The sequence below is a fragment of the Actinoplanes sp. NPDC049668 genome (assembly GCF_044465445.1).
Taxonomy (GTDB): domain Bacteria; phylum Actinomycetota; class Actinomycetes; order Mycobacteriales; family Micromonosporaceae; genus Actinoplanes.
This window is the reverse complement of record NZ_JBITLR010000002.1, coordinates 285,281-302,763: the sequence shown is the minus strand read 5'-3', so window position 1 is coordinate 302,763 and position 17,483 is coordinate 285,281. Positions and strand designations below refer to the sequence as shown.

At 71.8% G+C, this 17,483-nt stretch carries 17 protein-coding genes; 11 read left to right on the top strand and 6 right to left on the bottom strand.

Translation table 11 applies throughout. The features are described 5' to 3' along the window. Nucleotides 1-24: 24 nt before the first annotated feature. Together ACIBSW_RS08425 and ACIBSW_RS08420 are read right to left on the bottom strand one after the other, a co-directional pair. Nucleotides 25-2,568: an FtsX-like permease family protein gene (locus ACIBSW_RS08425; RefSeq protein WP_354722423.1), complete on the bottom strand. Its 2,544-nt coding sequence runs from the start codon at nt 2,566-2,568 to the stop codon at nt 25-27. Further along, the gene (locus tag ACIBSW_RS08420; RefSeq protein WP_184998847.1) at nt 2,568-3,323 is read right to left on the bottom strand and encodes an ABC transporter ATP-binding protein; all 756 of its coding nucleotides are present in this window, start codon (nt 3,321-3,323) and stop codon (nt 2,568-2,570) included. The genes ACIBSW_RS08425 and ACIBSW_RS08420 overlap by 1 nt, the downstream gene beginning before the upstream one ends. A gap of 247 nt (nt 3,324-3,570) precedes the next feature. Here ACIBSW_RS08420 and ACIBSW_RS08415 point away from each other — a divergent pair, with 247 nt between their 5' ends. Further along, entirely contained in the window at nt 3,571-4,062 is a 492-nt protein-coding gene (locus tag ACIBSW_RS08415; RefSeq protein ID WP_354722422.1) for a DUF1778 domain-containing protein, read from the top strand. 28 nt (nt 4,063-4,090) lie between these two features. Continuing rightward, a complete protein-coding gene (locus ACIBSW_RS08410) occupies nt 4,091-4,891 on the top strand; it encodes a DUF4097 family beta strand repeat-containing protein (protein ID WP_354722421.1) in 801 nt (266 codons plus the stop codon). 44 nt (nt 4,892-4,935) lie between these two features. On the opposite strand, the gene ACIBSW_RS08405 is transcribed toward ACIBSW_RS08410, so the two are convergent. Together ACIBSW_RS08405 and ACIBSW_RS08400 are read right to left on the bottom strand one after the other, a co-directional pair. Further along, nucleotides 4,936-5,646: a response regulator transcription factor gene (locus ACIBSW_RS08405; protein ID WP_354722420.1), complete on the bottom strand. Its 711-nt coding sequence runs from the start codon at nt 5,644-5,646 to the stop codon at nt 4,936-4,938. 132 nt (nt 5,647-5,778) lie between these two features. Continuing rightward, the gene (locus tag ACIBSW_RS08400) at nt 5,779-6,939 is read right to left on the bottom strand and encodes a PD-(D/E)XK nuclease family protein (RefSeq protein WP_354722419.1); all 1,161 of its coding nucleotides are present in this window, start codon (nt 6,937-6,939) and stop codon (nt 5,779-5,781) included. A 123-nt stretch (nt 6,940-7,062) separates the two neighbouring features. On the opposite strand from ACIBSW_RS08400, the gene ACIBSW_RS08395 reads away from it, so the two are divergent. The 3 genes from ACIBSW_RS08395 to ACIBSW_RS08385 all read left to right on the top strand — a co-directional run bounded on the left by ACIBSW_RS08395 (nt 7,063) and on the right by ACIBSW_RS08385 (nt 9,821). Next, nucleotides 7,063-8,178 carry a site-2 protease family protein gene (locus tag ACIBSW_RS08395; protein ID WP_354722448.1) on the top strand — a complete coding sequence of 372 codons (1,116 nt, stop codon included), beginning with the start codon at nt 7,063-7,065 and terminating at the stop codon, nt 8,176-8,178. Nucleotides 8,179-8,207: 29 nt separating this feature from the next. Continuing rightward, entirely contained in the window at nt 8,208-9,155 is a 948-nt protein-coding gene (locus tag ACIBSW_RS08390) for a tRNA (adenine-N1)-methyltransferase (RefSeq protein WP_354722418.1), read from the top strand. A gap of 75 nt (nt 9,156-9,230) precedes the next feature. Beyond that, a complete protein-coding gene (locus tag ACIBSW_RS08385) occupies nt 9,231-9,821 on the top strand; it encodes a hypothetical protein (RefSeq protein WP_184993337.1) in 591 nt (196 codons plus the stop codon). Nucleotides 9,822-9,879: 58 nt separating this feature from the next. Here ACIBSW_RS08385 and ACIBSW_RS08380 read toward each other — a convergent pair whose 3' ends face one another. Continuing rightward, nucleotides 9,880-10,164: a ferredoxin gene (locus ACIBSW_RS08380; RefSeq protein ID WP_354722417.1), complete on the bottom strand. Its 285-nt coding sequence runs from the start codon at nt 10,162-10,164 to the stop codon at nt 9,880-9,882. Between the two features lie 184 nt (nt 10,165-10,348). On the opposite strand from ACIBSW_RS08380, the gene arc reads away from it, so the two are divergent. The 6 genes from arc to prcA all read left to right on the top strand — a co-directional run bounded on the left by arc (nt 10,349) and on the right by prcA (nt 16,183). Continuing rightward, complete coding sequence (arc, locus tag ACIBSW_RS08375) at nt 10,349-12,127, top strand: proteasome ATPase (protein ID WP_184993339.1); 1,779 nt, start codon at nt 10,349-10,351, stop codon at nt 12,125-12,127. A gap of 227 nt (nt 12,128-12,354) precedes the next feature. Further along, nucleotides 12,355-13,872, top strand: a complete 1,518-nt coding sequence (dop, locus tag ACIBSW_RS08370) for a depupylase/deamidase Dop (protein WP_354722416.1) — start codon at nt 12,355-12,357, stop codon at nt 13,870-13,872. A 104-nt stretch (nt 13,873-13,976) separates the two neighbouring features. Then, nucleotides 13,977-14,192: a ubiquitin-like protein Pup gene (locus ACIBSW_RS08365; RefSeq protein ID WP_023364349.1), complete on the top strand. Its 216-nt coding sequence runs from the start codon at nt 13,977-13,979 to the stop codon at nt 14,190-14,192. 22 nt (nt 14,193-14,214) lie between these two features. Continuing rightward, on the top strand, nt 14,215-14,535 hold the full coding sequence (locus ACIBSW_RS08360) for an endonuclease VII domain-containing protein (protein ID WP_354722415.1): 321 nt from the start codon (nt 14,215-14,217) through the stop codon (nt 14,533-14,535). Next, nucleotides 14,454-15,293, top strand: coding sequence for a proteasome subunit beta (prcB, locus tag ACIBSW_RS08355; protein ID WP_354722414.1), 840 nt, complete (start codon nt 14,454-14,456; stop codon nt 15,291-15,293). Before ACIBSW_RS08360 ends, prcB begins: the two co-directional genes overlap by 82 nt. 59 nt (nt 15,294-15,352) lie before the next feature. Next, nucleotides 15,353-16,183 (top strand): proteasome subunit alpha, encoded by an 831-nt coding sequence (prcA, locus tag ACIBSW_RS08350; RefSeq protein WP_354722413.1) that lies wholly within the window; start codon nt 15,353-15,355, stop codon nt 16,181-16,183. Between the two features lie 204 nt (nt 16,184-16,387). Here prcA and rfbB read toward each other — a convergent pair whose 3' ends face one another. Then, nucleotides 16,388-17,362: a dTDP-glucose 4,6-dehydratase gene (rfbB, locus tag ACIBSW_RS08345; protein WP_354722412.1), complete on the bottom strand. Its 975-nt coding sequence runs from the start codon at nt 17,360-17,362 to the stop codon at nt 16,388-16,390. Nucleotides 17,363-17,483: the final 121 nt, after the last annotated feature.

Below are 17,483 nucleotides of genomic sequence, written 5' to 3'. Positions count from 1 at the left end.
GAGCCGACGCGGGAACTCCCCCCGTCAGTCGTGGGCGATGGCGCCCAGGACGTTGAGGCGGGCGGCGCGGATCGCCGGCAGTACCGCGGCGATCACGCCGACCAGGGCGGCCAGCACCAGGTAGGTGCCCATCCGGCCCCAGGGCAGCACCAGCTCGGTGATGCCGTCGCTCTCCAGGGCCCGGGTCACCGCGGTGCCCAGCCCGGCGCCGACGACCACGCCGAGCAGCGCGCCGAAGACCGAGATCACCACGGCCTCGACCGTCACCATGCGCATCGTCTGCGCCCGGCCCAGGCCGACCGCGCGCAGCAGGCCCAGCTCGCGGGTCCGCTCCAGCACCGACAGCGCCAGCGTGTTGATGACGCCGAGCACGGCGATCAGGATCGCCAGCGCCAGCAGGATCTGGATCATCGTGATGATCACGTCGAACGTCGAGGCCTGCTGGTCGACGAACGCCTGCGCGTCCTGCGCCGAGACCTCGGGACTGTCCGCCAGCAGGGCCTTGACCTGCGGCAGTACCTGGCCGACCGGAACGCCGGCGTCGAGCCGGACGAAGCCGATCATCGGCTGGGAGATGCCGAAGTCCTTCGAGGCGGCGGCCGGCAACAGGAAGTTGCCCGGCAGCGCGTCCTCCGGGAACGTCGCCGCGACCGTGTACTCGTGCGGATCGCCGCGGGACGCCTGGATCGTCAGCCGGGTGCCGACCTGCCAGCCGTGCTCGCTCGCCTCCGCCGCGCTCACGACGACCTGGTCGTCGCGCAGCGTCGTCAGCGTGGCGCCGTCCCCGTACGCCTCGGACAGCCCGGCCAGGTCGTCGGTGGCGTCCACCCACTGCTTCTCGCCGTTGACCAGGACCTGGTCGCTCCAGAGGCCGGCCGCCGCCCGTACGCCCGGAATGGCCGCGGCCTGGCGCAGCACGGCCGGGTCGTAGGTCGCCGGGCGCGGGCCGTTGTCGTCCCCGCTGATGATCACTTCGGCCTTCAGGACGGTCGCGGCCATCGCCTGGAGGCTGCTCTTGGCGGAGTCCATCACCACGGTGACGCCGGTGACCAGCGCGATGCCGACCATCAGCGCGGCCGCGGTGATCGCCGTGCGGCGCGGGTTGCGGCCCGAGTTGAGCCGGCCCAGCCGGCCCGGCAGCGACCACGAGAAGAGCCGGCCGATCACCGAGACGACCGGGCGGCTGATCAGCGGGGTGAGCAGCGCGATGCCGATGAACGACACCAGCACGCCGCCGAGGATCGTCCAGAGGGTGGCGTCGCCGACATCCCCGAACAGCCCGATGCCCAGCGCCGTCGCCCCGGCCGCCGTGACCACGCCGCCCGCGATGCTGATCTTGGTGAGCGGCCGGTCCGGCGTGGCGACGTCCTGCATCGCCGCGACCGGTGAGATCCGCGACGCGCGCAGCGCCGGCAGCACCGCGGCGACCACGGTGACCAGCACGCCGACGACGAACGAGCTGATGATCGCCTCGAGCGGCACGCCGAGGGGCGCCAGCTCCAGCCCGCCGCCACCGACTGAGCTGAACAGGTACGCCAGCCCGAAGCCGACCCCGACGCCGGCCGCGAGGCCGAGCACCGCGGCGACCAGCCCGATCACCACCGCCTCGACGAGGACCGAGCCGATGACCTGGCGCCGACTCGCGCCGATCGCCCGCATCAGCGCCAGCTCCCGGGTGCGCTGCGCGACGATGATCGAGAAGGTGTTGAGGATCAGGAAGACGCCGACGAACAGGGCGACGCCGGCGAAGCCCAACAGGATGTTGCTGAAGAAGCCGAGCCCCTCCTGGATGCCGGCCGCGCTCTCCTCGGCGAGCTGCTCGCCGGTCCGGGACTCGTAGCCGGCGCCGACGACGCCCGCGATCCGGTCCCGCAGCGCCTCCGGCGTCACGCCGTCGTCCGCCGTCACCTGCACCGAGCTGAAGACGCCGGTCTCGCCGAGCATGAGCTGCTGCGCGACGGGCTCGGTGAACGCGACCTCCTGCGCGCCGCCGATGCTGTCCCGGTTGCCGCTGTAGCCCCAGATGCCGACGAGGGTGAACTCCTTCTTCGGCTCCAGCGTGAGCACGCCGACCCGGTCGCCGACCTTGATGCCGGCGGCCTTGGCCACTGCCGCGTTCACGGCGATCTCGGTCGCGGCGGTCGGGCCGCGGCCCTCGCGCAGCTGCATCAGGTCGTCGGTGCCGGTCCAGTTGTTGCCGAGCCGGGGCGGGCCCATCGAGGTGAGCACCTTGCCGTCGCTGCCGATCACCCGGGCGCCGTCGGCGCTGACCTGCCCGACCGCCTTCTTCACCCCGGGAACGCCACGCACCTGCTCGACCACGGAGGCGGGCAGCGGGGCGGCCACCTGTTCGCCCTCGAACTCGGAGACCTCGACCTTGGGCTTGGCGCTCACCGAGACGTCGGTCGTGGAGAACGCGCTGGCGAACAGGGAGTCGAACGAGCGGTTCAGGGTGTCGGTGACCACGAACGCGCCGGCCACGAACATGACGCCGAGCACGACGGCGAGCCCGGAGAGGATGAGCCGCAGCTTGCGCGCCAGCAGGCTCTTCAGGGTCGCGCGCAGCATCAGAGCACCACCGGCGCGGCGTGGGTGTCGAGGCGCTTCATCATGTCCAGCACCGACTCGGGCGTCGGCTCGAGCAGCTCGTCGACGATCTCGCCGTCGGCCAGGAAGACGACGCGGTCGGCATAGCTCGCCGCCACCGGGTCGTGGGTGACCATGATGATGGTCTGGTGGTGCTCGCGGACGCTGGCACGCAGGAACGAGAGCACCTCGGCGCCCGACCGCGAGTCCAGGTTGCCGGTCGGCTCGTCGGCGAAGATGACGTCGGGCCGGCCGATCAGGGCCCGGGCGCACGCGACGCGCTGCTGCTGGCCGCCGGAGAGCTGGCTGGGCCGGTGGCTCAGCCGGTCCCGCAGGCCGACGGTGTCGATGACGATGTCCCACCACTGCGGATCGGGCTTGCGGCCGGCGATGTCCAGCGGCAGCCGGATGTTCTCCTGCGCGCTGAGCGTCGGCAGCAGGTTGAACTGCTGGAAGATGAAGCCGACCCGGTCCCGGCGCAGCCGGGTGAGCGCCTTGTCGCCCAGCCCGGTCACGGCGGTGCCGCCGATGTGCACCTCGCCACGGTCGACCGTGTCCAGGCCGGCCAGGCAGTGCATCAGGGTGGACTTGCCGCTGCCGGACGGGCCCATGATGGCCGTGAACCGGCCCCGCTCGAAGTCCGCGCTCACCCCGCGCAGCGCGACGACCCGGGCCTCGCCGGAGCCGTAGACCTTCCAGACCTCTTTCGCACGTGCGGCCACCGGATCGCCGGCCATCGTCGCTGTCACTTCCGCCCCCTGTAGTCCATCTTGTGGACCGGCCGGACTGTGGCGCCCGGCCGGCCCGCCCAGTGTTTCGTCGAAATCGGGCGGGGGCGTCCGCCCACGGGCGGAGCGCGACGCGGAGATTTGCTCGGGGATTCCTCCAGCGGACTCTCAGGGTTGTCCCTGACTCCGGCTCGCGCGGCGGGTTGACGTCGACGTGGCGGTTGACAGACGTCACCAATGACGTCACTATGGCGTCATGGACCTGACACCGTACCTCGAGTCGCTGCGCGGCGACCTCGCCGCGGCGGCGGCGCCGGGCGGCCCGGAGACCACCCGCGCGGCCGAGCTGCTCAGCCACGCGATCGAGGCCTCGGCCCGGCTCGCGCTGCTGCAGGCGCTCTCCGACGCGGCGGCCGAGATCACCACGCGGCTGCACGGGCCCGTGGTCGACGTCCGGCTCCGCGGCCGGCAGGCGGACCTCGTGGTCAGCCAGGTCGACGCCGAGCCCGAGCCGCCGGCCGCGGCGCCGGCCGCGCCGCCGCTGGAGGGCGGCGACCTGGCCCGGCTCACGCTGCGCATGCCGGAGGCGCTGAAGACCTACGTCGAGCAGGCCGCCGCGGCCGAGGGCGTCTCGGTCAACTCCTGGCTGGTCCGGGCCGTCACCGCGGCCGCGGCCCGGCCGGCACCCGAACCGCCGCGGGGCCGGGGCCGCACCGGAAAGCACATCACCGGCTTCGCACAGGCCTGACCAGCTCACCCACCGAAAGGACAAGACCATGCCCGAGTTCGACCACGCGACACCCGTCACGGTCTCCCTGCGCCTGCAGCGCGGCGAGGCGGACGTCTACGCCGAGCCACGCCAGACCGTCCGGGTGGACGTCACTGAGGCGGGCGCCGACGCGTCGGAGACCTTCACCGTACGGCTGGAGGGCGACACGCTGATCGTCCACGCGCCGGAGGGCGCGCCGTGGCAGTGGCGCTACCCGAAGACCAGGGTCGTCGTCCGGGTGCCGGAGGGCAGCTCGCTGGCGATGAAGTCGGCGTCGGCCGACGTCCGCGCGGTGGGCCGCTACGCGACGGTGCAGGCCAGCCTGCAGTCCGCCGACGCCGAGGTGGACCGGGTCGACGGCGACGCGAGCCTGAAGGCCGCCAGCGGCGACCTGAAGGTGGCGCACGTCGGCGGAGCGCTGCGGCTGGGCAGCTCGTCGGGCGACGTCGAGGTCGGTGACGTCATCGGTGACGTCAGCGTCGACACCGCGAGCGGCGACATCACCATCCGGGCGGCCGGCGCGTCCGTGCAGGCGGAGTCGGCGTCGGGCGACATCGAGGTCGGAGTGCTCCGGCGCGGCCGGGCCCGGATCAAGACGGCGTCGGGCGACGTCTCGGTCGGCGTCGCCGCGGGTACCGGCGTCTGGCTGGACCTGAGCACCGCGTCCGGCTCGACGTCGAACGACCTGTCGATGGGCGCGACGCCGCCCGGCGGCGAGCAGCAGGCGACCCTGGAGCTGGGCGTGCGCACGGCGAGCGGCGACATCGACGTGCACCGCGCCGCGGGCGCGACGCCGCTCGCGGCGTAGGTCCTGTTCGGCCCGGGGGCCGGCTGCGGTAGGCCCCCGGCGTCTCAGCGGCCGGGCCGGACCAGCCCGGCCTCGTAGGCCAGCACGACCGCCTGCACGCGGTCGCGGAGGCCGAGCTTGGTCAGCAGATGCCCGACGTGGGTCTTGACCGTCGTCTCGCTGACGGTCAGGGCCCGGGCGATCTCGGCGTTCGAGTGCCCCTTCGCGATGTGCATGAAGACCTCGCGCTCGCGCTCGGTCAGGGCGCCGAGGGCCGGCGCGGCCGACATGGCGGCGGGCGCCGGCAGCGCGTCGGCGAGGCGGGCGAGCAGCCGCGCCAGGAGCTGCGGTGCGACGACCGAGCCGCCGTCGGCGACCGCGCGGATGGCCGACACCAGCTCGGCCGGCGGCACGTCCTTGCCCAGGTAGCCGGCCGCGCCGGCGGCGACGGCGGCGAGCACGTGCTCGTCGGCGTCGAGCGCGGTCAGGATCAGCACGCGCACCGGCAGCCCGGAGTCGCCGATGGCCCGGGTGGCGGCGAGCCCGTCGAGGCGCGGCAGCCGCACATCCATCACGACCACGTCGGGCAGCAGGCGGCGGGCGAGGTCGACGGCCTCGACCCCGTCGCCGGCCTCGCCGACGACGGCCAGGCCCTCGGCGCCGTTCAGCGCCATCCGCAGCCCGGACCGCAGCATGGGCTGGTCGTCGGCGAGCAGCACCCGGACCGGTCGGGTGGCCGCCGCGGCTGTCGCCGTCGCGCGGTCGCTCGCCGTCATCCGCTGTGCCTCCAGTGCTGGGTAGCCGGCCCTGCAATCGGCCCTGCACACGATAGGTGATCCCCGCAGGTCCCTATCCCCGGCGGCATCCCCCGCCGGGCGGTGGCGGGGCCGGGTGGCGGGCCGTCGCGGTTACGGGCGGCGGGACGACGGCACCGGGGTGGTGCCGGCCGCGCCGGGGCCACCGGTCGTGCCGCTGTCGTCGGGCACCGCCGGGCCGGGCACCGCCGGGCCGGGCGCCGCCGCCGGGTCGGGCACCGCAAGGCCGGGCGCCGCCGCCGGGCCGGGTGTCTCGGCCGCTGCCGGTTCGGGGTAGGCCGGGGGAGTGCCGCCGAACTCGGGGCAGAACCGCTGGTGGCTGCACCACCCGCAGAGCTTGCTCGGCTTCGGGCGGAAGTCCCGGTCGGCCTTGGCCCGCTCGATCGCCTGGGACAGCGCCATCAGGGTGCGCTCGAAGCGCTCCAGCTCCGCCGCGTCCGGGCTGTAGTCGCAGACCTCGGCGTCCTTGAGGTAGAGCAGGCGCAGCACCCGGGGCACGACCCCGCGGGTGCGCCACAGCACCAGCGCGTAGAACTTCAGCTGGAACAGCGCGCGGCCCTCGAACGCCTCGCGCGGCGCGCCGCCGGTCTTGTAGTCGACCACCCGCAGGTCGCCGGCGGGCGAGACGTCGAGGCGGTCGATGTAGCCGCGGATCAGCAGCTCGTCGCCGACCAGCGTCGACACCAGGCTCTCCCGCTCGGCCGGCTCCAGCCGCCGCGGGTCCTCGACCGCGAAGTAGCCGGCGAGCAGGTCGCCGGCGCCGCTCAGGAACGCCGCGATCCGCTCCGCCTCCGCGCCCGCCGCGATGCCGGGCAGCGGCTCCGCGGCCTCGCCCGGCGCCGCGACGGTCCCGTCCGGCGCGGTCCCGTCCGGCGCGGTGGTCGCGTCCGGGGCGGCCGGGGCGAACAGGCCGGCCAGCAGCGGCTCCTCGCCGAGCAGGCGGGCCCACTCCGGCGCGACCAGCGCGGCCGCCGACTCCGGCGTGCGCTGCTCGGCCGGCAGGTCGAACAGGCGCTCCAGCACCGCGTGCACCAGCGTGCCGCGCACCTGGTCGGCGGTCGGCCGCTCCGGCAGCCGGTCGATCGTGCGGAAGCGGAACAGCAGCGGGCAGGTCTTGAAGTCCGCGGCCCGCGACGGCGACAGCGACGGCCCGGCGGGGCGCTCGTCCGGGCCGGGCACCCGGCCGGCGGCGGGGCCGGGCACCGCGTCGCCGGGCGCGTCCGCGGAAGGAGACAAAACCGTTTCTGCCGTCATGGTGACAAGGCTATGGGACGGGTATGACGAAACCGGCGAGGCGGGGCTCTCAGGCGCGGTCCGTAGCATCGATGCGTGGACGAAGGCGCTCAGCAGACCCGCCAGGCGCGGCGGCCCGGCCGGATGGTCGGTCACGTGCTCGGCTTCCCGGTGTACCTGCACCCCTCGATGCTGCTGCTCGCGCTGCTGGTCACGGTCGTCTACGGCGGCTACGCGGAGGCCGAGCTGGGCCTGTCCGGCGCGCCCGCGTACGCCGCGGGCTTCGGTTTCGTGGTCTGCCTGCTGGCCTCGGTGCTGCTGCACGAGCTGGGCCACGCGCTGACCGCCCGGCGCTACGGCATCGGGGTGCGCCGCATCACCCTGGAGCTGCTCGGCGGCTGGACCGAGCTGGACCGCGACGCGCCGACGCCCCGCGTCGACGCGCTGGTCTCGCTGGCCGGCCCGGCGGTCTCGTTCGTGCTCGGCGGGCTCGCGACCGCCGCCGCGCTCGCCCTGCCGGACCGCACGGTCGCCGGCCAGATCGTGTTCCAGATCGCCGCCGGCAACATCATCATCGCCATCTTCAACGTGCTGCCGGGGCTGCCGCTGGACGGCGGCCGGGCGCTGCGGGCCGGGCTCTGGGCGCTGATCAAGGACCGGAACCGGGCCACCGTCGCGGCCGCCTGGTGCGGCCGGTGCATCGCGGTGCTCACCGGCATGGCCGTCTTCACCCTGTACCGGCTGAACGTCCTCACGCTGTTCGGCCTGGTCTTCATCCTGCTCGTGGTCTACACGCTGTGGCAGGGCGCCGGGCAGTCCATCAGGCTGGCCCGGATGACGCGGCGGTACCCGCTGGTCGACCTGGGCACCCTCGCGCGGCCGCTCTTCGCCGTACCCTCGGGAACGCCGCTGGCCGAGGCACAGCGCCGCGCCGACGCGGCGGACCGGGCCCGCGACGCCCTGGCCGTCGCCGATTCCAGCGGCCGGGTGGTCGCCCTGGTCGACGCGGCCGGCTCGGCCGCCGTGCCGGCCGAACGGCGGCCGTGGGTCTCGGTCGACTCGGTCTCCCAGGACCTCGGCCGGCTGCCCGTCCTGTCGCTCGGGCTGAGCGGCGAACAGGTGGTCCGGGCCGTGCAGGCGCACCCGGGTGCGCAGTACGTGGTCACCTCCGGGGAGGATGTCGTCGGCGTGCTGCACATCGCGGACCTGGCCGAGCTGCTGGAACCGCGCCGCGCCGCGCGCAGGCCGTCCGGCCGTTGAGTTCTCCTACCGACATGAAAGAGCGATCAGTGACTGTGCAATCCACCACCGTCGTCGACGAGCCCGCGCCCGCCCACCGCGGGCCGTTCCGCGAGGGCGACCGTGTGCAGCTCACGGATCCCAAGAACCGCATGCACACCATCGTGCTGGAGTCCGGCAAGGCCTTCCACACCCACCGTGGCGCCCTGGAGCACGACGCCCTGATCGGCCTGCCCGAGGGCAGCGTCGTGGTCTCCAGCGGCGGCACGGCCTACCTGGCGCTGCGCCCGCTGCTCTCCGACTACGTGCTCTCCATGCCGCGCGGCGCCCAGGTGATCTACCCGAAGGACGCGGCGCAGATCGTCGCCATGGGCGACATCTTCCCGGGCGCCAAGGTCATGGAGGCCGGCGCCGGGTCGGGCGCGCTGACCTGCTCGCTGCTGCGGGCCGTCGGCAGCACCGGCGAGCTGCACTCGTACGAGCTCAGGGACGACTTCGCGGCGATCGCGCGCAAGAACGTCGAGGCGTTCTTCGGCGGGCCGCACCCCGCCTGGCACCTGCACCAGGGCGACGTGGCGGAGGCCGAGGGGTCCGGTTTCGACCGGATCGTCCTTGACATGCTGACCCCCTGGGAGGCCCTCGGCATGGTCGAGCGCGCGCTCGTGCCCGGCGGCGTCTTCATCGGTTATGTCGCCACCACCCCGCAGCTCTCGGAGCTGGTCGAGGCGCTGCGCGAGCGCGGCGGCTGGACCGAGCCCCGGGCCTGGGAGTCGCTGGTGCGCGACTGGCACGCGGACGGCCTCGCCGTGCGCCCCGACCACCGGATGATCGCGCACACCGCGTTCCTGGTCTCCGCGCGCCGGCTCGCGCCCGGCGTGACCGCGCCGCCGCGGCGCCGCAAGCCCAGCAAGGGCGCCGAGGCGTACGCCCTGCGCAAGGCCGCGCGGGCGGCCATCGCGGCCGAAGGTACGGAGACGGCTGACGATACCGGGGTGTGACGGTTCGGGACGGATCCGGTAGTTTCCGTCGCGGGTTTCGATGGGGTTTGGGAGCGGAGGGAACGGGTGGGCGCGATGAGTTCTCCGCCGTTCGGTGGCAGCAATGAGATGCCGGCGGTCTTCCCGGACTGGTCGCCTTACGAGGATCTCGACTCGGCCGCCCGGGCCTACCTGCGCGATCCCGAGGTGGCGCTCGACGCGCTCTTCGGGGTGCTGCGCGGCGCGTCCGTGCTGTGCTTCACGCTGGAGCGCTTCGTCAACGAGGTCAACGGCGTCTGGCAGGAGGTCGTCATCTGCGACGGCAGCCGGCTGGTGCTCTGGCACGGCGAGGACGTGGCGCCCGGCGACGGCCCGGTCGGCTCGATGACCTCGTCGCTGCGGGTGGTGCCGCTCTCGACGGTCACCGAGGTGGGCTGCCGCCGGCGGCTCACCCGGACGCCGACCGGGCAGGCGCGGGTCGACAGCATCGACGTCTATCTGCTGCTGAGCTCGGTGGACGACGCGGTGCCGCCGCCCGGGATGGCCGAGGACGAGGGCCGGGCCGCGCTGCGGCACGACGCGCTGCGCTTCGGCAAGACGCTCGACGACGGCGGACCGGGGCAAATCGCCCGATTGGAAGAGTTTTCCCGAGTTGTCGCATCTTTGGTCGGTCGCCCGACCCTGTGACATTTCCGGCACCACCGGACGGGCGCCGCGCACGGCCCGTCCGGGCCCGGCCGGCGCCTCAGTCGGCGTCCGGTCCGGCGATCTCGACGTCGTCGTCGCTGCGCACGACGTGGATGCAATCGCCTGGGCACTCCTTGGCCGCGTCGATCACCTCGAGCCGCAGCCGGGCCGGCACGCCGGTGCGCACCCCGGGGTTCTGCAGCAGCTCACCCGTGCTGTCCTTGACGTACGCGAGCCCGTCGATGTCGAACTCGAACACCTCGGGCGCGTACTGCACGCACAGCCCGTCACCGGTGCACAGGTCCTGATCCACCCAGACCTCGAGCTCGCCCGTCTCGGTCACAGCCGACACCGTTTACCTCCCCTGACTAGCCCCGTCCGACGTTACCCGAAGGCTCTGACCACTCGGTGCGGGTACCTGGCCGAATCGATCAAGGTTCAGTGACGAGGGTGTTGCATGGGTCGAAAACCGGCCCACAGCGGCTAGTGTTATCTCCAAGACGTTCGAGCCCCCGGGGAGGTGGGACGTGGCACGTAGCGACGAGGCGTCAGGCGCCGCACGTTGGGAGAAAGAGGCCAACGATCTCTCCAGCCAGGTTGCGTTCCTGCAGGAGGAGCTAGCCCTGGTTCGGCGCAAGTTGACCGAAAGCCCCCGACACGTCCGGCAGCTCGAGGAACGGCTCGCGGCAACGCAGGCGCAGCTCGCTCGGCTGACCGAGAACAACGACCGGCTCGTGGCGACCCTCAAGGAAGCCCGGGCTCAGATCGTCACTCTCAAAGAGGAGATTGACCGGCTCGCCCAGCCGCCCAGCGGCTACGGCGTATTCCTCGCCGCCCATGAGGACGGCACAGTCGATGTCTTCACGGGCGGACGCAAGCTCCGGGTGGCGGTCTCCCCGTCGCTGGCGGTCGAGGAGCTCAGGCGGGGGCAGGAAGTCCTGCTCAACGACGCTCTCAACGTGGTCGACGCGTTCGGCTACGAGCGGGTCGGCGAGGTCGTCCTCCTCAAGGAGATCCTCGAGGACCCGGCCGGCGGTCCGGGCGACCGGGCGCTGGTCATCTCGCACGCCGACGAGGAGCGGATCGTCCACCTGGCCGATTCGCTGCTGGTGTCGAAGCTGCGCGCGGGCGACTCGCTCATGATCGAGCCGCGCTCGGCGTACGCGTACGAGCGCATCCCGAAGAGCGAGGTCGAGGAGCTCGTCCTCGAAGAGGTGCCGGACGTCGACTACACCGACATCGGCGGCCTGCACTCGCAGATCGAGCAGATCCGCGACGCGGTGGAGCTGCCGTTCCTGCACGCCGAGCTGTTCCGGGAGCACCAGCTGCGCCCGCCGAAGGGCATCCTGCTCTACGGCCCGCCCGGCTGTGGCAAGACCCTGATCGCCAAGGCCGTGGCGAACTCGCTCGCGAAGAAGATCGCCGAGCGCCGTGGCGAGGAGAAGCACACCAGCTACTTCCTCAACATCAAGGGTCCCGAGCTGCTCAACAAGTACGTGGGTGAGACCGAGCGGCACATCCGCCTGGTCTTCCAGCGGGCGCGGGAGAAGGCCGGCGAGGGTACGCCGGTCATCGTGTTCTTCGACGAGATGGACTCGATATTCCGCACCCGCGGCTCCGGCGTCTCCTCCGATGTGGAGAACACCATCGTCCCGCAGCTGCTCAGCGAGATCGACGGTGTCGAGGGCCTGGAGAACGTCATCGTCATCGGCGCCTCCAACCGGGAAGACATGATCGACCCGGCGATCCTGCGCCCCGGCCGGCTCGATGTGAAGATCAAGATCGAGCGTCCGGACGCGGAGGCGGCGAAGGACATCTTCGCCAAGTACATCCTCAGTGGCCTGCCGCTGAGCGACGACGACCTGACCGAGCACGGCGGCGACCGGGACGTGACCGTCGCGGCCATGATCGAGGCGGTCGTCCTCCGGATGTACACGGAGTCCGAGGAGAACCGCTTCCTGGAGGTCACCTACGCCAACGGTGACAAGGAGGTCCTCTACTTCAAGGACTTCAACTCCGGCGCGATGATCCAGAACATCGTCGACCGCGGCAAGAAGATGGCGATCAAGGAGTTCCTCACCTCCGGCAAGAAGGGTCTCCGGCTCCAGCACCTGCTCGACAGCTGCGTCGACGAGTTCCGGGAGAACGAGGACCTGCCCAACACCACCAACCCCGACGACTGGGCCCGCATCTCCGGCAAGAAGGGCGAGCGGATCGTCTACATCCGCACGCTGGTCTCCGGTGGCAAGGGCGCAGAGGCCGGCCGCTCGATCGAGACGGCCAGCAACACCGGTCAGTACCTGTAGAACATGGCAACGCCCGACGCGGGCGGGGAGGCGCTACGACGCGCCACCTCGTCCGCGTCGCGCATCTCTACTCTGCGTATCGTGGCGAGCACGCCCAGAGCGGAGAACCGCTCGGGGAGCGTCTAGGCTCGATACATGGGCAACGGCAGCACAGTGGCGGGTGAGGTGGTCGGCATGAGCTCGGTTCCGACTCGCGTCATCTCCGTGGCGTCAGCGGAGGTGATCGCATGAGCGTTCGACGGATCATGGGTACCGAGGTGGAGTACGGCATCTCGGTGCCTGGTCAGCCCGGCGCCAACCCGATGGTCACCTCGTCCCAGGTGGTCAACGCGTACGGGGCGCGTCCGGAGTTGAACCGGGGCGGCCGGGCCCGGTGGGACTACGAGGAGGAGTCGCCGCTGCGCGACGCCCGCGGTTTCACCTACTCCGGTGCCGCGTACGACCCGGCGGACGCGCTCGCCGACGAGGACCTCGGCCTGGCCAACGTGATACTGACCAACGGTGCCCGGCTCTACGTGGACCACGCGCACCCGGAGTACAGCACCCCGGAGTGCACCAACCCGCTGGACATCGTCCGCTGGGACAAGGCCGGCGAGCGGGTGATGGCCGAGGCGTCGCGGCGGGCCGCCACGATTCCCGGCACGCACCGCATCCAGCTCTACAAGAACAACACCGACAACAAGGGCGCCTCGTACGGCTCGCACGAGAACTACCTGATGCGCCGGCAGACGCCGTTCGCCGACATCGTGGCGCACCTGACCCCGTTCTTCGTGACCCGGCAGATCTTCTGCGGCGCCGGCCGCGTCGGCATCGGCCAGGACGGCACCGGCGCGGGCTTCCAGATCTCCTCGCGGGCCGACTTCTTCGAGGTCGAGGTGGGTCTCGAGACCACCCTGAAGCGGCCGATCATCAACACCCGCGACGAGCCGCACTCCGACGCCGACAAGTACCGCCGCCTGCACGTGATCATCGGCGACGCGAACCTCTCCGAGATCTCCACCTACCTCAAGGTCGGCACGACCGCGCTGATCCTCAACATGATCGAGGAGAAGGTCTTCACCGGCGAGCTGGGCGTCGCGGACCCCGTCTCCGAGCTCAAGGCGGTCAGCCACGATCCGTCGCTCAAGCACCTGATGCGGCTGCGCGACGGCCGCCGGCTCACCGCGCTCGACCTGCAGTGGGCGTACTACGAGCGGGCCAAGAACTTCTGCGACGACCGCTACGGCACCGACGCCGACGAGCAGACCGTCGACGTGCTGCAGCGCTGGGAGGACGTCCTGGACCAGCTCGGCCGCGACCCGATGGTGCTCTCCGACCAGCTCGACTGGGTCGCCAAGCTGCGCCTGCTCGAGGGCTACCGGGACCGGGAGAACCTGGCCTGGTCGTCGCCGAAGCTCCAGCTGGTCGACCTGCAGTACTCCGACGTACGCCCGGAGAAGGGCCTGTACCACCGCCTGGTCGCGCGCGGCTCGATGAAGACGCTGCTGGACGACGAGGCGACCCGCAGCGCGATGGTGACGCCGCCCGAGGACACCCGGGCCTACTTCCGCGGCGAGTGCCTGGCCCGGTACGCGTCCGAAGTGGTCGCGGCGAGCTGGGACTCGGTGATCTTCGATGTCGGGCGCGAGTCGCTCGTACGGGTACCGATGATGGAGCCGGAGCGGGGCACCAAGAAGCACGTCGGCGCGCTGTTCGACAAGTGCGACACCGCGAAGGACCTGCTCGAAGTGATCACGAGCCGCTGACGCCGCGCGGGCGAGAAACACCCGTGACGACGGGCGTTTTCGTCGTACCCGCGAGGTAAGTTTTTCCCAACCCGAACCAGTTGGGTCATGAAGGGGGACAGGCCATGGCAACGCGAGACACCGGCGGTCAGTCGCAGTCAGGCAAGGGTAAGCGCGACGAGGAGATCGAGGACGTCACCACCGAGGCCAACCCTGAGGTTGCCGAGCGACACGCCGAGATCACCGAGGATGTCGACGACCTGCTCGACGAGATCGACTCCGTGCTGGAGGAGAACGCCGAGGAGTTCGTGCGGGGTTACGTCCAAAAGGGCGGCGAGTAACGCCAGAGGGGGCGAAGCGGACATGCCACGGGGGCTTGATGACCGCAACGGCCGCGGCTCGGTCGAGTTCGACGAGATGCTGCTGGCCCAGGAAGGACGCTGCGCCATCTGTGGCGCAGCCGATCCCCAACACCTCGATCACGATCATCGCACCGGATGGGTGCGCGGGATATTGTGCTTCAACTGCGACGGCGGCCTCGGGCAGTTCCGGGACAGCCCGGAACTCCTCGCCGAAGCGATCACGTATCTGAAAGGAACCACGTGGCAGCGGGTTTTGATCCATCCGGGCGTCTTCCAGATGTGTTCACCAATGCGGGGACGTCCTCCTTCACGCAGTTCCTGAGCCAAGCGGCCCCCGAGCTGCTGCCGGGTCGCCGGCCGCTGCCGCCGGGGCTGCACGCCGACATAGCGCCGCACGGCACCACCATCGTCGCCATCGCGAGCGCCGAGGGCGTCGTGATGGCCGGCGACCGCCGCGCCACCATGGGCAACCTCATCGCCAGCCGCGACATCGAGAAGGTGCACCCGGCGGACGCCTACTCGCTGATCGGCATCGCCGGCACGGCGGGCATCGGCATCGAGCTGATGCGCCTGTTCCAGGTCGAGCTGGAGCACTACGAGAAGATCGAGGGCGCGATGCTGTCCCTCGACGGCAAGGCCAACCGGCTCGCCGCGATGGTGCGCGGCAACCTCGGCGCGGCCATGCAGGGCCTGGCCGTCGTCCCGCTCTTCGCGGGCTTCGACCTGTCGCCCTCAGACCCGTCGCGGGCCGGGCGCATCTTCAGCTTCGACGTCGCGGGCGGCCTCTACGAGGAGACCGGCTACGACGCGATCGGCTCCGGCTCGCTGTTCGCCAAGGCGGCGCTGAAGAAGAAGTACCGCGCCGGCGTCAGCACCCAGGACGCGATCCAGTTGGCGGTGGAGGCGCTCTACGACGCCGCCGACGACGACACCGCGACCGGCGGGCCCGACATCACCCGCAAGATCTACCCGGTGGTGATGACCGCGACGGCGGACAGCACCCACCGGCTCACCGAGGCCGAGATCAGCGCGGTGGCCGAGGCAGTGGTCGCCGGACGGATGGAGAACCCGGGCGGCTGATCGCCCGGAAGTATTCGCCACAAGAGCCAGCCATCCGGTCATCGAAGGAGTAGCCACCCGTGGCCATGCAGTTCTACGCCTCACCCGAGCAGGTCCAGCGCGACCGCTCGGAGTACGCCCGCAAGGGCATCGCCCGCGGCCGCTCCGCCGTCGTCCTCACCTACGAGGGCGGCGTACTGCTGGTCGCCGAGAACCTCACCTCGCTGCGCAAGATCAGCGAGCTCTACGACAGGATCGGCTTCGCGGCCGTCGGCCGCTACAACGAGTTCGAGAGCCTGCGCCGGGCTGGCGTGCGGATGGCGGACCTCAACGGGCTGGCATACGACCGGCGGGACGTGACCGGCCGGGCGCTCGCGAACGCATACACCCAGACGCTCGGTGCGATCTTCTCGGAGACGCAGAAGCCCTACGAGGTGGAGATCTGCGTGGCGCAGGTCGGCACCTCGCCCGAGGCCGACGAGCTGTACCGCATCACCTACGACGGCTCCGTCCAGGACGAGCCCGGCTTCATGGCCATGGGCGGCTCGGCCGAGGCCATCTCGACGGTCCTCAAGTCCCGCCACGACGTCGCTGCGGACCTGCCCACCGCCCTGGCCCTGGCCGTCGAGGGCCTGGCCAGCGTCGGCGGGGAGAACGGCGCCCCGCGCACGCTGGGCGCGGCCCAGCTCGAGGTCGCCGTCCTGGACCGCCGCCGCATGGGCCGCGCGTTCCGCCGCATCTCCGGCGCGGCGCTGACCACCCTCCTCGAGGGCGGCAAGGACCAGCCCGAGAAGGAGATCGGCGAGGCCGGCGACGTCGCCCCGCCGGCACCCGGCGAGGACAAGCCGACCGTCTCGGCCGCGTCCACGGACCTCGAGGGCAAGGAGCCACCCAAGCCCGACGCTTCCTGACACCCACCACCCAGGCCCACCCCGCCCGCCGCCACCACGGCGGCGGCCGGGTCGGGGCGGGGCGGCCCGGGTCTGGACCGGCCCGCCTGCGGCGGCTTGCCGGGTGCGGCGGCTTGCCGGGTGCGGCGGCTTGTCGCCCGCCTGCGGCGGCCTGCCGGGTGCGGCGGCTTGCCGGCCGGTTCTGGCGGCTTGGTGCGGGGTCTGTCAGTCGGTGACCAGGGGGCGCCACCAGTCGCGGTGGTCGCGGTACCACTGGACCGTGTCCGCGAGGCCGGCGGTGAAGTCCACCCGGGGGCGGTAGCCGAGTTCGCGGCGGATGTGGTCGTCGTCGAGGGCGTAGCGCTGGTCGTGGCCCTTGCGGTCCGCGGTCGTCTCGACGCTGTCCCAGTCCGCGTCGCAGGCCTTCAGCAGCAGGGCGGTCAGGTCCCGGTTCGACAGCTCCGTGTTGCCGCCGATGTGGTAGACCTCGCCGGGCCGCCCGTGTTGCAGCACCAGCGCGGTGCCCCGGCAGTGGTCGTCCACGTGCACCCAGTCGCGCACCTGGGTCCCGTCGCCGTACAGGGGCAGCTTGCGGCCCTCCAGCAGGTTCGTGACGAAGCGGGGGATCAGCTTCTCGGGGTGCTGGTAGGGCCCGTAATTGTTGGCGCAGCGGGTCACCACGACCGGCAGCCCGTGCGTGCGGTGGTACGCCAGCGCCAGCAGGTCCGAGCCGGCCTTCGTCGCGGCGTACGGGGAGTTGGGCGACAGCGGCGAGCGCTCGGTCCAGGCGCCGGTGGCGATCGACCCGTACACCTCGTCGGTGGAGACGTGCACGAAGCGGGACGTGCCGTGGCGCAGGGCCGCGTCCAGCAGCACCTGGGTGCCGACCACGTTCGTCATGGCGAACTCCGCCGCGCCGGCGATGGAGCGGTCGACGTGCGACTCGGCGGCGAAGTGCACCACCGCGTCGTGTCGCGGCAGGACCGACTCGACCAGCGCCGCGTCGCAGATGTCGCCGGGCACGAAATCGAGGCGCCGGCTCTGGCTCACCGGGTCCAGGTTGTCGAAGTTGCCGGCGTAGGTGAGCTTGTCCAGGACCGTGATCCGGACGCCCTCCAGGCCCGGCAGCGCGTCGGCGAGCGCGGTGCGTACGAAGTGGGAGCCGATGAAGCCGGCGCCGCCGGTGACCAGAAGATTCATCAAGCGAGAGTGTATCCGCAGGTCGCAGGCCTGAGAGTTGATCTCGGTCCGGCGAGACCACGCTGTGCATCGGTGAAACGGCGCGTTGTCACTGCCGCGAGCGGCACTTGTGAGGCTAGTG